11 protein-coding genes are annotated in these 14,957 nt (G+C 48.8%); 4 read left to right on the top strand and 7 right to left on the bottom strand.

Features of this window, described 5'->3' with window-relative positions; genetic code table 11:
- Positions 1-47 precede the first annotated feature (47 nt).
- On the top strand, positions 48-473 hold the full coding sequence (locus G499_RS0111835; protein ID WP_027000120.1) for an Hsp20/alpha crystallin family protein: 426 nt from the start codon (positions 48-50) through the stop codon (positions 471-473).
- A 124-nt stretch (positions 474-597) separates the two neighbouring features.
- Here the strand turns inward: G499_RS0111835 and G499_RS0111830 are convergent, their stop codons facing one another.
- From G499_RS0111830 to ligA, 7 genes are all read right to left on the bottom strand, one after another.
- Positions 598-2,145, bottom strand: coding sequence for an acyl-CoA carboxylase subunit beta (locus G499_RS0111830; RefSeq protein ID WP_035727323.1), 1,548 nt, complete (start codon positions 2,143-2,145; stop codon positions 598-600).
- Between the two features lie 304 nt (positions 2,146-2,449).
- On the bottom strand, positions 2,450-3,520 hold the full coding sequence (locus tag G499_RS0111825; protein ID WP_027000118.1) for an ABC transporter permease: 1,071 nt from the start codon (positions 3,518-3,520) through the stop codon (positions 2,450-2,452).
- Between the two features lie 120 nt (positions 3,521-3,640).
- Positions 3,641-4,762: a BT_3928 family protein gene (locus tag G499_RS0111820; protein ID WP_027000117.1), complete on the bottom strand. Its 1,122-nt coding sequence runs from the start codon at positions 4,760-4,762 to the stop codon at positions 3,641-3,643.
- Between the two features lie 7 nt (positions 4,763-4,769).
- Complete coding sequence (locus G499_RS0111815; protein ID WP_051296200.1) at positions 4,770-5,333, bottom strand: DUF1599 domain-containing protein; 564 nt, start codon at positions 5,331-5,333, stop codon at positions 4,770-4,772.
- 90 nt (positions 5,334-5,423) lie between these two features.
- Positions 5,424-7,901, bottom strand: a complete 2,478-nt coding sequence (locus G499_RS19780) for a penicillin acylase family protein (RefSeq protein ID WP_035727321.1) — start codon at positions 7,899-7,901, stop codon at positions 5,424-5,426.
- Positions 7,902-8,111: 210 nt separating this feature from the next.
- Positions 8,112-8,807, bottom strand: a complete 696-nt coding sequence (locus tag G499_RS0111805; protein ID WP_035727319.1) for a YjjG family noncanonical pyrimidine nucleotidase — start codon at positions 8,805-8,807, stop codon at positions 8,112-8,114.
- A gap of 96 nt (positions 8,808-8,903) precedes the next feature.
- Positions 8,904-10,925 carry an NAD-dependent DNA ligase LigA gene (gene ligA / locus G499_RS0111800; RefSeq protein WP_035727317.1) on the bottom strand — a complete coding sequence of 674 codons (2,022 nt, stop codon included), beginning with the start codon at positions 10,923-10,925 and terminating at the stop codon, positions 8,904-8,906.
- 261 nt (positions 10,926-11,186) lie between these two features.
- Here ligA and G499_RS19775 point away from each other — a divergent pair, with 261 nt between their 5' ends.
- From G499_RS19775 to G499_RS0111785, 3 genes are read left to right on the top strand one after another with little or no spacing between them, the layout of a single operon-like run.
- The gene (locus G499_RS19775; RefSeq protein ID WP_051296199.1) at positions 11,187-13,142 is read left to right on the top strand and encodes a CHU_0125 family OmpA-like outer membrane integrity protein; all 1,956 of its coding nucleotides are present in this window, start codon (positions 11,187-11,189) and stop codon (positions 13,140-13,142) included.
- A 12-nt stretch (positions 13,143-13,154) separates the two neighbouring features.
- Positions 13,155-13,667 (top strand): NADH-quinone oxidoreductase subunit A, encoded by a 513-nt coding sequence (locus G499_RS0111790; RefSeq protein ID WP_027000113.1) that lies wholly within the window; start codon positions 13,155-13,157, stop codon positions 13,665-13,667.
- 24 nt (positions 13,668-13,691) lie between these two features.
- On the top strand, positions 13,692-14,642 hold the full coding sequence (locus tag G499_RS0111785; RefSeq protein WP_027000112.1) for a bifunctional riboflavin kinase/FAD synthetase: 951 nt from the start codon (positions 13,692-13,694) through the stop codon (positions 14,640-14,642).
- Positions 14,643-14,957 lie beyond the last annotated feature (315 nt).

The following is a 14,957-nucleotide window of genomic DNA, read 5'->3' as shown; positions in this document are numbered from 1 at the left end:
AAAGACATTCTATTATCAATTATGTATCACCCAAAAAAGTAAAAACTATGTCACTTGTACGTTGGAACACTCACTGGCCAAACACTGTAGCCCACCTGCTCGACAATTTCTTGGAGCAAGACCTGCCACTTAGCCGTAGCCACGCGCCAGCGGTCAATATCAAGGAAGAGGCTGATCATTTTCAACTAGAAGTAGCCGCTCCCGGCTTGCAAAAGGAAGATTTCAATATCGACCTCAACAAGCAGGTACTGACCATCAGCGCCGAGCGCAAGGAAGAGCAAACCCAAGAAGAACAAGGTAAATATACCCGCCGCGAGTTTAGCTATCAGGCGTTTCGGAGAGCCTTTAACCTCCCCGATACTGTCGACGAGGAGGCTATCTCTGCCAAATATGAAAACGGCGTGCTGTATGTACACTTACCCAAGCGCGATGAAGCCAAGGTAAAAGCTTTACGCCAAATCAGTATCTCCTAATGATAGCCAAAAATATGGGCTATCACCAATACCTGGCACTATTCTTGATAAATACTAGGTATTAATTTTGGTGTCATTTTTGTTCGGGCATTCGGTCTAATTTTTAGTCTGCAATGCCTTTTTTTTATGCCATTTTGGGCCAATTAGTCATTCGTCGTTGGCTCATTCCGCCCTGTGGGTATCGGCTTTTGGCGAGGCTCAGGCATCGGATCAGTTCTTGGCGGGTATCGGCAGGGTCAATGATTTTGTCGATAAGGTTGGCCGCAGCAGCCTCCCAAGGCGCATTGATTTGCTGCATCTCCGCCATAAAGGCTTTTTTGATTTCCTCAGGATTGGCAACTTGTGCCAGTTTGCGCCCCAACACGATATTGGCGGCCACTTCGGGAGCCATAAAAGAAACTTCGGCCTGCGGATAGGCGAGTAAAAAATCAGCTCCCATATTGGCACCCAGCATATTGCAATGTGCCATTCCATACGATTTGCGCAAGATGAGCGAAAGTTTTGGAACTGTGCTTTGTTGCAAGGCTTGGATAAAGTTCATAATTTGTACGGGCATTTTACGCCGCTCGGCTGCTTGCCCTACAAAAAACCCGGGGGTGTCGTGCAAAAACACCAATGGGATATGAAACGAGTCGCAAAAACAGATAAACTGTGTGGCTTTTTCGCAAGCTCCGGGGCCCATTGCTCCTGCGTTGACCTTAGGATTGTTGGCCAATACCCCTACTACTTGGCCGTTGAGGCGCGCCAGGCTGGTGATGAGGCTTCCATCAAAAAACGGCTTCAGCTCTAAGAGGCTGCCCTTGTCGAAGATGGTTTCGAGCACGGGGTGCATATCATATCCATACTTGTCGTTTTGTGGAATCAGCTCATACAGGCTGGTCTGTCGAAAAGGCGTGCTTTCAGGCGGGCTTTGGGTAGGCGGCAGTTGTTGGTAGTTGGGCGGCAAATAGGTGAGCACTTTCTTGACCCAACGAAGCGCGGCCTTCTCGGTATCGGCGGTATGGTCTGCCAGTCCGGTATGGTGGGCGTGGAGCTCCCAACCGCCTAAATGCTCTTTTTCGGCTTGCTCAGTAGTAGCAGCGGCCAAGACTACGGGGCCGGCGACGGCCATCGTACTGCCCTTGACCTGCACAATCAGGTCTGAGCTGGCAGCCTCCCAAGTAGGACCGCCAAAGCACTCTCCCATAATGACGGTGATTTTGGGGATTTGACGGTTGCGTGGCGCGTGTGAGATGTCATAGGTAAAGTTCATCATTCCCACCGCTCCCATAATGTCAGGGATGCGTGCCCCTCCCCCATCACCCAGATGAATAGCTGGGAAGCCTTTTTCTTGGGCATAATGGTGGATTTTGAAGGCCTTCTCGTAGCCTATGCGCCCGCCCGCGCCTGCCATTACCGTAGCGTCGTCTGCGCTGATGCCTACGGTCTGCCCTTCGATAGTACCATACCCGCAGACCTTGCCGTCGGCGGGGGTTTTGTCGCGAGCCTCGGGGAGTTGACTCTGTGCCAACAGGCCTGTTTCATAGAAGCTGCCCCTGTCTAGGAGGTAGTCAATGCGTTCGCGGACGGTCATTCGCCCCAGACTATGCTGTCGGGCTATTTTTTCAGCGCCGCCCATTGCCAAGGCTTGCGCTTGCCTTCGTGCCAATTCGGCCAATGCTTTTTTCAACATTATAGTAGGGTATGTTTGGTGGTTGGCTCAAGATACAAAAAAAGCCGGTATCATATCTCTGATCAAAATGATACCCAATCAAAATTGATTTGAGAAATATGTCTGCTGACCACGCCACTGGATATTTTTCAACCCCATAGTTAAAACTATGGATTAAGTCTCATTTTACCTCAAAATGAGGCCTCAGCTTGTCTCGGCTAGAGCGCCAAGCGACTTGATTTGTCAACTCAGTAAATTTTGACATAAAATAAAACACCATCCAAGCAGGTCGCTCAGATGGTACTCATAATCTTGTATTTTGGGGCTATTCTTCTATTTGAATGCGTGGGTCAATAACGGAATAGAGAATATCTACAAAGGCGTTAACTACCACAAAGATAACCCCGATTAGTAGAGTTGCTCCCATCACAATGGGCAAGTCTTTTTGTCCTACGGCATTGATGGTAGTGGCGCCGATGCCCTTCCAGTTGAAAACATATTCAATGAAGAATGCTCCGGCCATCAAGGATGCAAGCCACCCCGAAACTGTGGTAATGAGCGGGTTGAGTGCATTGCGCAAAGCATGTTTGTAGATAACCATAAAAAAGGACAGTCCTTTGGCCTTGGCTGTGCGGATATAATCTTGTGAAAGCACTTCGAGCATAGAGCTGCGGGTCAGCTGCACGATGATAGAGAGCGGGCGCAATGCCAGCGTAAAGGCAGGCAAAATCAAATTGGAAATCATAATCGAAGACCTACCTGTGAAAATATCGGCCTTGCCCCACAGCGAGCCGGTCATAGCCAAGCCTGTGTAGTCTTTGAGGTAGTGCCCAAAAAGCAGAGAGATACCGATAGCCATCACAAAAGAAGGGATAGAAATACCTAATATCGAGATGGTTACGAGCGAGTAATCTACCCATGTATTGTGTCTGAGCGCGGCGATGATGCCAAAAAATACCCCTATCAATGTTGCCAATACCATCGAGGTAATGGCCAGTACGAGGGTACCCCCTAGGTCTTGCCAAAGAATTTCGGCCACCGGCCGCTTGTTTTCATAAGAACGGCGGAGATATGGATATTTTATCAATATTGCGCTGCCCCCTAGCGGGATAGCTACAAAATAATTATAGGTGCTCTCCATTTCGGGTGTGTTTTCGTGAAAGGAGACGGGAGACAAGTCATTGAGATAGTAACCCAACTGTACCAGCAGTGGTTTATCTAGGCCTAGCTCTTTGATGGTGTTGGCTCGGCTGAGCGAATCACCTTTAGGGTTGATGACACTCACGGGGTCGCCGGGGAGTGTAAAAAAAAGGAAAAAAATCACCACTGCAATTCCTAAAATCACCCCGATACCTTTGATGAGTCGATATAGTAGAAATTTGATAAACTTTGCCATAGAGTGTCGTGCAGGGTTTGTGATTTAGTGTGTTGTTGGGTTGTTTGGGCATCTATGTACAAAAACTGTGCACCATTGCATCGGTAAGATGCTTATTTTTTGGAGGAAATGCAAACGATGCTATAGTTTTTGCAAGACCTCTACGCTTGGGAGTCGATTATGATGCCACTTCCCCTTCACTACCCCATTGTCTAACAAGACGATACCGGGGTTGGCCCGAATCATTGTTTTGAGGACGGTCTTGTCGGCAAAATAATAGGGTATTTTTAGTCCTACCCGTCGTTGGAAGGCTTGGTAGCTTTGGTCATCAGTACCGGTAAGCACCATTGGGGTGATTTTATTTTTCTTGGCTTGTTTGGCTAGCTCGTTGATTTCAGATATATAGCGCAGGTGTACGGTTTCGATATCGGCAATGACAATAAAGAGCTTGCGCCCCTTGAAGCTTTCTTGCGTTATATCGCCTTGATTGTTCCAGATGGCATAGTCGGTGATTTTGGGCTGTGCCTTGGGGTTGAGCAGACGCATATCCTTGTAAACATAGGTGGTATCAGAGGGGTAGTCGGTGAAGCGGTGTGTTTTGCCGTCTTTCTCCATCAGGTACTCATAGCGCAGCGGCTCGGAGGGTTTCATTTGCTCGGGGATGCTATTGCCGATTTTGTAGGCTCTAAAATCAATCGGTGGTAGATAATGGATGGCATAATAGGCCAAAATCAAGGATGCCACCAACACGGCAGTACTGCTGAGCCAGCCGATAAGTTTGGGCATTTGGTCTTTGAGGGCTCGTTGTGGGCTGCTGTACTGAATGAGTAAGAAGGTTACCATCATCAGGAGGAGCATATCTTTCCAGAACGACTGCCAAGGAGTCAGCTTGATTGCATCGCCAAAACAGCCACAGTCTGTTACTTTATTGAAGTATGCCGAGTAGAAGGTCAACATCCCAAAAAAGATGATGAGCGCCAAGAGTGCCATCAGGCTGCTGCGTTGGCGGTATGAGAAAATCAGGTTGGCTCCCAAAACTACCTCTGCTGTACTGAGCAATACAGCTAAGCTAAGGCTATAAGGCAACAAAAACTCCCACAGCCCACTCATCGAGGCTAGCCCTATCGTTTGGTCGGCTTGGAATACGTGAAAGTACTCTTCGAGTTTGATTTGTGTACCTTGAGGGTCATTGAGTTTTACTAGGCCCGACAAGACGAATACGCCGCCTACAAAAAAGGCCAATAGCTTGTTGAATATATGCATAGTGTGTTTAGATAGCTAATTTAATCAGGCAAAAGACACAATAGTTGAGAATATCTTGATAGTTGGCCGCTGCGCCTTCTGATACAAGGGTTTGGCCTTCGTTGTCTTCTATTTGTTTGAGTCGGTGTAGCTTCATCAAGATAATGTCCGTCATAGAACTGACGCGCATATCGCGCCAAGCCTCCCCATAATCGTGGTTTTTATTGTCCAGCAGTGCCCAAGTCTCTTGCACACAGGTGTCGTAGTATGTGCTTAGGGCTTGGTAGTCCATTTCTAGCGGCGCGTCTGCCGGCAGGCGCAATTGTATGAGCGCCATTAGGCAATAGTTGATAATGCCTACAAACTCTTCTTCTACTTTGTCGGCCACACGTTGTTGACCTTTCTCTTGGATAGTACGAATGCGCTTAGCCTTGATGTATATTTGGTCGGTGATAGATGGCAGCCTCAAGATGCGCCAAGCCGTTCCATAGTCCTTGTTTTTTTGCTCAAAAAGTGCCTTACAAGCAGCCAACACCTGCGCGTAAGCTTCGGCGGTAGTATGGGGCAAGGAGGCCAAAAGTGATACCTGCATTCACAAAAAGATTAGTGCTGCCGCGAAGATAACATATTTTGCTTTAAAAAAGAATAGCAAGGAGCGCTGTCTTGCTCCCTGCTAGGTGGTCTATTTTTTCTTACAAGTAATGCGGCTAAGGGCGTTGGGGACATTTTCATTGACTTTGCGCATAAAAGTCAGCTCGGCCAGTTCGCCTTTGAGCCAAGGCTCTATCATGTTGTCATAATAAAAGCTACCTGGATTGCCAGACTGCCCTCCGGGATAAATACCAAATCCTTTATTGGTTTTGCCCATTGCTACGACCATTCGCCACGAAGGGCCGCTGCGTTTGCCTGTCGCATTGACAATGCGTTTGTTGCCCGCAGTAGGGAGGCTCAATACGCTGAAGGCCGGTATTTGGGTAAGGTGTAAGATACTGGTTGTCTTAGTTTTGCCCCAAGTCCACGCTTCGCCATAGGCTCCGTGTTTTTCAATCAAGGTCTTGATGGCCTTGTCAAAAGTTTGTTGCGCTAGGTCTTGAAGTGTTTCTTTTTCGGGGGTGTTGATATCATCAAACCAAGCCACAGGGATAGAGTCATTGAGCAAAATCAACTCTGCGGTTTTGTCGATAGCCGGATAGCGCAAGCCCCGCTCTTTGTTTCCAAAATCATCGCTCCACGTAGCTTCGTAGAGCAAATCCCACCAGGCCTCAAATATTGTCGGGGCGATGTGTTTGGTTTCGTACATAAAGTCCCACCCTTGCAAGGCTTGATACGCTTTTTGGCCTTCTCCTTTGAGTTTGTTTGCATCCAAGTACTTCAGCAATTCAGGTAATACATCTCTAGCCAGTAGCCCGAGGTTGTCATTTTGTAAGGCTATCATTGTTTGCGGAGTACCTTTTTGCACGCTCTCCAGCACTTCATTGATGCGCCAGCCCCGCTCATAAGTAGCATATTCCCAGTTGAGGTAATAGGGGTAGAGTGTATCGGTGGGGAATTGGTTGGCCGAACTAACAAAGCCACGTGCCGGGTTGCGTAGGTGTGGGTTGTGTTCGTTCGGAATCCAGCCCTGCCATTCGTGTTTGGCATCAGTACCATCAAGTACAAACTTCCCTTGGCCTTTCCACTTAAGTGGGAATTTGCCGTTGGGGGTAATGGCTATATCTTTGTTGATATCTGAAAAGATAAAGTTCTGTGCAGGGCATACATAATGTACCAAGGCTTCGCGATAGTCTTTGTAGTTTTGGGCACGATTTAGCTCATAGAATGTGCGTAGCTCATTGGAAGGGTCGTGTGCCAACCAGCGCAGCGCGTGGCCGGGCAGCGCCGTTGAAGCCCCCATTGTGTTGGCCTTAGTGCCGGGTTTGGCTACTACAGGGCCGTGATGTGTATATATCACAGTATCCACCAATACCTCTCCACCACGCACATAGAGTGTTTCCTTTCTGCTAGTGGTCGGCTTCCATTCGCCCTCATACCAGTATTCGGCAAGGCTCTCATCCTTAAACTTAATTTTGTACCAATCGAGCACATCAGGGTCTACATTGGTTACTCCCCAACTGATATGCCGGTTGAAGCCGATGGTTACACACGGTGAGCCGGGCAAGGACACGCCATAGACATTGACCTTGTCGCTTACGAGCTGAATTTCAAACCAAATCGAGGGCAAGTTGAGGGTGAGGTGTGGGTCATTGGCCAAGATAGGATAGCCTGAAGCCGATTTCTCTGCGCTGATTGCCCAGTTGTTACTACCCAAATCTTGCTTATCTTGGTTGTCAGCTTTGCCGTCGGGGTTTGGTTGTTGTTCAGGAGGAGCCACTATGTTTTTGGGTGGCTTGATGGTCTTTACATTCTTGAAATCCCACACAGTACCGGCAGGGATAATGGGGTCGTGTGGGGTAGGATAGTTTGGGAATAGCTCTGCAATCACCTCTGAGCCGTTTTTCATCTGTTGGAGAATCTGTGTCATCTCTGCATCATCATTCGCCCCCGACAGGTCATAGGCCATATACTTGAGCAACAAGGCCGATTTGAGCGGTGTCCAAGGCTCTGGCTCATAATCAAGTAGTTTGTATTCGAGAGGGTAGTCCTTGGCGCTCAACTGCCGGATGTAAGCATTTACCCCATCGGTATAAGCCTCCATAACAGCCTTGATTTCGGGGTCTTTGCTCATCTCCTCCAAGGCACGCTCGGCAGCATATACCATCCCGATACGGCGGCGGTGTTGGTCGAGACGCAAAAGCACCTCATCAGGTCCTTTGCCCAAGATTTCGGTCAAGCGCCCAGCAGCAGCGTGTGTCTGAAACTCCATTTGCCAAAGACGGTACTTGGCCGTGATATAGCCCTGCATAAAATACAGGTCGTGGTCATTTTTGGCAAAGATATGCGGTACTTGCCGCTGATCGATGATGATTTCGACCTCCTCCTCCAACTCCGGGAACTGCCACGAAAGTTGCTGGTCCGGTTGACGGGGTTCCGCATTTTGCCAAAACCCTGCGAAGGGATTGAAAAATTTGCCCACTGGCGGCAAGCTTCCAAACTTATTGTCTAGGCCATAAAAAAGTCCAACTGTAAGGGCAAGGGAAATAATGAGCCTGATAATTTTCATAAGTAATATCGCGAAGTAGGTGTTTGAGGTAATTTCGTAACAATCAGTAAGGCTTGTTTTAGACAATGCGTTCCGAAATTACAGCGAAATGTTATTTTATCAAAGCTTTTTGATATTTTACAGCCAAAAAACAGGCGCAAATTCGGAGGAACAAGTGAGGATGGACGATTTACGATGGACGAGTGAGGATGAACGATTATAAATCGTAAATCAAAGATACTGTTTCAGCTCTGCCAGTTGTCGGATAATGCGTGGGTGTTGCGTTTGTGGGGGGGGGTGTGGGCAAAAGTACACCGAGTCGATGCCCGCCGTAGCTGCTCCGACAATATCTGTGTCCCAGTTATCGCCTATCATCAGGCAGTCTCCGGCCTTAGCTCCGGCAGTGTTGAGGGTATACTCAAATATCTGTTTGTCGGGCTTCTTTACGCCAGCCTCTGCCGAAGTAACCACAGTATCAAAAAAGTGTGCAATTCCTGAAGCCTCCATTTTAACCCGCTGTACATCTACAAACCCATTGGTGATGATATGCAGCCCATAGTCCGGCCTTAACTCTTCGAGCAGTTCCTTGGCTCCCGGAATAAGGTGTGGTTTGGTGGGTCCTATCAACACATACTCGTGTGCCAATTGCAGGCAAATATCTTCTGGTATTTGAATGGACAAGGCTTCAAAAATCAGTACAAATCTGCGCGTGCGCAGCGTCTCTTGGTCGAGTTGGCCTACATTGTAGCGTTGCCACAGCTGCCTGTTGACTTGGTGAAAGGCTTGCAAAAAAGCCTCTACTGACAGGCTAGACTCGATTGCCTGCAAGCCATACTGCCGGTGTAGGTCAGTGAGCGTTTCGTTGGCGTTACGCTCAAAGTGCCAAAGTGTATCATCTAAGTCAAATAACAAGTGTTGGTAGGGCATATATTTTATGTTTTTGAACAACTAGGGTAAGACAACTCACCCCCCACTTTTGGGGCGACAAAATCGCCCTAGTAGCTAGTGGTACATTGGTATGGTTTAGAGGACATTGAGCATCTCCAGAAACGCCTCTTCGCTCAAGATAGTTACGCCAAGGCTTTGGGCTTTTTCGAGTTTGGCGGGGCCTATTTTGTCTCCTGCCAGCAAGTAATTTGTTTTTTTGGAAACCCCCGAGGCTACCTTTCCGCCATTGGCCTCTATTTTGTCTTTGAGTTCGTCCCGTTCGAAGCGTTCAAAAACACCAGAAATCACAAAGGTCATACCTTCGAGCCGGGTACTTTCTTTGGTAGGTTCTTGCGCTTGGCTTTCAAACTGTAGGCCGTAGCTTTTCAGTCGGGCAATCAGCGCTTGCTGCTCGGGGTCAGCCAAAAACGCCTGCACACTGTGGGCAATTCGCTCACCCACATCCTCTACAGCAACGAGCGCCTCAAAGTCTGCGGCAGCTAGCGCCTCTAAGGTTCGGAAATGGGCTACCAACTTGCGGGCTACTGTTTCGCCTACGTGCCGGATGCCTAGGCCAAACAACACACGTTCAAAAGCGACGGCCTTGGACTGTTCGATGCCTTCCAATAATTTGCGCACCGACCGGTCGGCAAAGCGCTCTAACCCAATCAGTTGATCGTATTGTAGGGTATAGAGGTCGGCTACATTCCGTACCAGCCCTTTCTCAAACAACAGTTCGATAGTCTCACTACCTAGGCTGTCGATATCCATCGCTTTTCGGTGGATGAAGTGTTCGATACGCCCCGTAATTTGTGGGGGGCATCCCTTTTCATTGGGGCAAAAATGCTGTGCCTCTCCTTCGCGGCGTACCAGCTCGGTCTGGCAAGCCGGACATTGATTGATAAAACGGATAGGTTTGGCATTGGGCGCTCGCAATGCCAGCGACACGCGGGTGACCTTAGGGATAATTTCTCCTCCTTTTTCTACAAAGACGTGGTCGCCTTCGTGGAGGTCGAGTCGGGCTATTTCGTCAGCATTGTGTAGTGAAGCACGCTTGACTGTTGTGCCGGCTAGCTGTACCGGCGCTAGCTCTGCTACGGGCGTAACCGCGCCTGTGCGCCCTACTTGGTAGCTGATACTCAGCAGTTGGGTGGCCGCATCTTGGGCCTTGTATTTGTAGGCGATAGCCCATCGTGGGCTTTTAGAAGTGAAGCCCAGCTCTTGTTGTTGGTCAAATGAGTTGACTTTGATAACGGCTCCATCTGTGTCGACTGGGAGCTTGAGGCGCTCCAGTTCCCAATGGTCGAGGTAGGCCTGTACTTGGGCTATTCCCTCACAGACCTTGTATGTGGGCGATACCGGAAAGCCCCAACGCACCAAAGCCGCCACAGCCTCGCTGTGTGTTTGGAAAGGCAGGTTGTCGCCCAACAAGAAATAGGCGTACATATCGAGTTTGCGTTTGGCGACCTCGGCAGCATCTTGCATCTTGAGCGAGCCAGAGGCCGTATTGCGGGGATTGGCATACAGCTCCTTGCCCTCGGCGGCGCGTTGTTGGTTGAGTGCCTCAAATACCTCTAAGGGCATAAAAACCTCTCCTCTGACTTCAAATACCTCGGGCAAATCAGGGGCTTCTATGCGCAGGGGGATTGAGCGAATGGTCTTGGCATTGGCCGTAATATCATCGCCCTGAACCCCATCGCCACGCGTAACAGCACGTACCAACAGCCCCTTTTCGTAGGTAAGGCTGAGCGACACCCCGTCAAACTTCAACTCACAGCAATAGGTCAGCTCTTGGGTTTGACCTAGGAGTTTTTTTAGGCGTTTGTCAAAATCTAACAACTCCTCCGTAGAGTAGGTATTGCCCAAGGAGAGCATGGGGTAGCGGTGTTTGACCGTCGGAAAGTTTTTGGTTACCGCCCCCCCTACCCTTTGGCTGGGTGAGTCAGGCTGGCGCAAATGAGGATATTGTGTTTCAAGAGAAATCAGCTCTTCAAGTAGTTTATCAAATTCATAATCAGATATTTCGCTGATGTTTTCTTGATAGTAGCGTTGGTTGTAATGGTTGATTTTGTCGCTCAACTCAGCAATACGTTGGGGGGCTTCCTGTGGGCTAATCATGCGTTTGGAGTATTTTTTTAGAACAAACAAAAGTACAGCAAAGCAAGCACAAGAAAAAACGTATTTATTGTGCCCTACCCGCTGCTGCCCCAAGAGCTTCCCCCAAAGAAAGGAGTAAAAATGTGCCAATAAGCAAAAAAATGCTATTTTTACGGGCAAACGAATGTCTTCTCATTCGTGTTATACCCTACAAACCGCCTTTTTTAATCAGACCACCCTCAGGCACAACCAGTCTTGAGCCTTTTTTCAAATATCAACCCAATGATACACAGAAGCTTACTTATCTCTTTGCTAACCTGCGCTGCCTTGGGGCTGCTGCTCAGTGGTTGTGGCTCTGCCGGAGCTATTTACCGCAAAGCCAATAAGAGTTTTGAAAAAGCCGAATTTACTGATGCCATCGAGCTTTATAACCAAGCTGCCCAAAAAGGCTATCCCAAGGCGCGCATCAGCTACCAACTGGCCGAAGCCTACCGCCTCTCAAACCGCTTGGCACTGGCCGAAGAACATTACAAAGCCGCCATTGACGGCAATATCGAAGAAGCCACCGAGGCCCGCTTTTATTATGCCCAAGCCCTCAAAATCAATGGCAAGTATGAAGAAGCGGCCATCGAGTTCAAAACCTATATCCGCAGCGGCAAAGACCCCAACCAAATCCGGCTAGCTCGCGCAGAGGAAAAGCATTTGGCCACTATCAAAGAAATCGTCGAACAGGAGCACTTCATCAAACTGACCAACTGTGGTGGGCTCAATACGGCGGCTGCCGAGTTTTCGCCCGTGTTTTATCAGGGCAAGCTGCTTTTCACTTCCTCACGCAAAGACGCTGTGTATAACACTACCGGCACCGGCTTTCTGGGGATTTATGCTTTTACCTTCAAAGACCAAGAGAAGTGCAGTGGTTTTTTTGAGCCTTTTACAGATAATATCTATGCAGACCGCCTACACGAGTCTTCGCCTACATTCAGCCCCGACGGCAATATGATGGTTTTTGCCCGCAGCAACAGTGGCGGCAAAGATGATGAGGCCGAAGATGTAGACCTTTTTTTCAGTGTCAAGTTTGAGGGAGAATGGACAGAGCCCAAAATCCTCGATATCAGCGATCCTGATGGCTGGGATGCCTGCCCCTTTTTCTCGCCCGATGGCAAACGCTTGTACTTTGCTTCTACCCGCAAAGGCGGCTTTGGCGGGATAGACCTCTACGTGGCTGACGTAAAGGAGCTGGGCAAAATCACCGGGGCTCGCAACCTCGGCTCCCGAATCAATACCCCGGGCAACGATATGTTTCCTTATATCGCTAATGATGGGCGGCTTTATTTTGCCTCCGATGGCCACCCCGGCCTTGGTGGGCTGGACCTTTTTGTGGCCACCCGCACCGGAAAAGAAATCAATATCCGCAACCTAGGCGTACCCTTCAACTCTTCTGCTGATGATTTTGCTCTCATTTTCGACTCCGACAGTACGGGCTACTTCTCCTCTAACCGCAAAGGTGGCAAGGGTGATGACGATATCTACCGATTCATTGACCAAACACCCAAAACCAAGATTGTCAACTATTTCCTCACCATCCTGACAATCGAAGAAGGCAGCGCTGACAGCACGCTTGTGCCAGTAGACGGGGCGGAGGTCAATGTGTATGACAACAATGAAAAACTACTCTACAACTTCCTGACAGACGAGCGCGGTAGTATCAACGCCCAATTCCCCATTGCCGCTACGCAAAACCTCATCATCACGGCACGCAAAAAGGGCTTCTTCTTCAAAACCGAAAACTTTACAATGGCCGGGCGTGCCATCCCCGAAGAGCTGCTCACCAAGGCCATTACGGATACTACCCTAGAGGCGATAGTAGAGTTGAAGAAGATTATCAAAGACGAGATTTTCGTCTTGCGCAATATCAACTATGACTTCAATAAGTGGGACATCCGCCCCGATGCTGCCGCCGAGCTCGACAAGCTCGTCAAGATATTGAAAGATAATCCCGAAATATTCATCGAACTCCGCTCTCATACGGATGCTGTCGGGACGAACCGCAACAACTTGGTACTGTCTCAAAAGCGTGCCGAATCGGCTACGCGCTATCTCATCGATCAGGGGATAGACGAACGCCGTATCGTAGCACGAGGCTATGGGGAAGAGGAACTGCTCATTGATACCCAAGAAGCCAACGAACAGAACCGCCGAACAGAGTTTAAAATCTTACGTGTATTAGACACCGACTAACACCCTAAAACGATGCTTACTCCCGACATAGCCGCTTTTGGCAACATCTTGCTCTTTTTGGGCGCTGCCGTGTTTTTTGTGGTAGCCGGCCTGGTAACGGCTTGGATTATCCGCCCACACCGCCCTAATGTAGAAAAAAATAAAGCCTACGAATGTGGAGAAGAAGCCGTAGGAACAGCCTGGGGGCAGTTCAATGTGCGGTTTTATGTGGTAGCGCTGATTTTCCTGCTTTTTGATGTAGAGCTGGTCTGCCTCTTCCCTTGGGCAGTGATATTTGGCAACGAAACCCTGATTCAAGAAACCCAAGGCCGATGGGGTTGGTTTGCCTTATTAGAAGCCCTCATCTTTGTAGGTATCTTGGCGCTTGGCTTGGCCTATGCGTGGGTCAAAGGCTTCCTAGATTGGATAGCCCCACAACCACAACCCAGCGATTTTGAGAGCAAAATACCCGCCTCTGCCTACCAAGCCCTCAATGAAAGGCAATATGCCCCTCGCCCCAAAACAGCAGCCGCGCAAACTTCTTAGCGCTTCTTTGACTCCGAATCTTTTATGCAAATACACCAAGGCTTATCCCAATTCAGTCGTTTATCTCAAGCCATCGTAACGAGCGGTACTTTTGACGGGGTACACATCGGTCATCAAAAAATTTTCCGCCGCCTGTTGGAGCTAAAGCAAGCCCAACCCAAGGCCGAAACCGTCGTGATTACCTTTTGGCCTCACCCCCGCTTGGTAGTAGGCCACGCCAGCGGCGAAACACTCCAACTGCTTTCTACCATTGAAGAGAAAGCCCAAGGTCTCGAAGCCCTCGGCCTCGACCACTTGGTCATTATCCCTTTTACACCCGAGTTCTCACAACTCTCTCCCGAAGAATATGTGCAAAAAGTCTATGTAGACGGTATCGGTACCAGCCATATCGTCATTGGGTATGACCACCGCTTTGGTCAGAAACGCGCTGGCGATATCCATTTTCTCCAACAAAATGCTCAGCGCTTTGGCTTTGAGGTAGAAGAAATCCCAAGACAAGACATCGACCACATCGGCGTAAGCTCCACCAAAATTCGTCAAGCCCTTCAGGCCGGTGATGTGCGTACGGCTGCCGAATACCTTGGCGCTCCTTATACCCTGCAAGGTACGATTGTTCACGGCGACAAGATAGGCCGTACCATCGGCTTCCCAACAGCCAATATCCAACCCCAAGCTGCGTACAAGATTGTTCCCCAAACAGGTATCTATGCCGTATATGTAGCCATCGAAGGGCAACTACATCAGGCTATGCTTTATATCGGCAAACGCCCCACTGTAGACGGTACAGCCACCAAAATAGAAGCTCATTTATTTGACTTTGAACAAGATGTATACGGAAAATCAGCACGGATATGGTTTATAGAGAAAATCAGGGAGGATAAAAAATTTGATGGCCTTGAAGCAATGCAAACCGCCCTGGCTCAAGACCAAATCGACACCCAACGAATCTTGAAACATACTCAACCACCTATCTAACCCCGTTCTTCTGTCTACAAACCTACAGAGCTTGATTAGCCTTTTTCAGGTTTCAAATTTGTATTTTTGATAAAATCAGGAAAAGTAAATTTCCTCGAAATGAATCATAGTTTGGGCAAAACTTGTAGGGAAGTGATGACTTATTATTACTTTGACGGCCTATCTATGCAAGACATCGCTGAGAAGCTTGCCTTAGTGTGGGTGTAGAAAAGTTTGCAATTGTAGTACCACAAGATTTGGTTGCCCATTTGTCTACAGAGCAAACTGTAGGCGAGGCACCAGCTCAGGTGCAATATTTCCTTGATAGGGATGCCG

The organism is Eisenibacter elegans DSM 3317 (assembly GCF_000430505.1).
Taxonomy (GTDB): Bacteria; Bacteroidota; Bacteroidia; order Cytophagales; family Microscillaceae; genus Eisenibacter; species Eisenibacter elegans.
The sequence above is the reverse complement of the archived record's forward strand: the minus strand, read 5'-3'. Positions and strand labels throughout refer to the sequence as shown.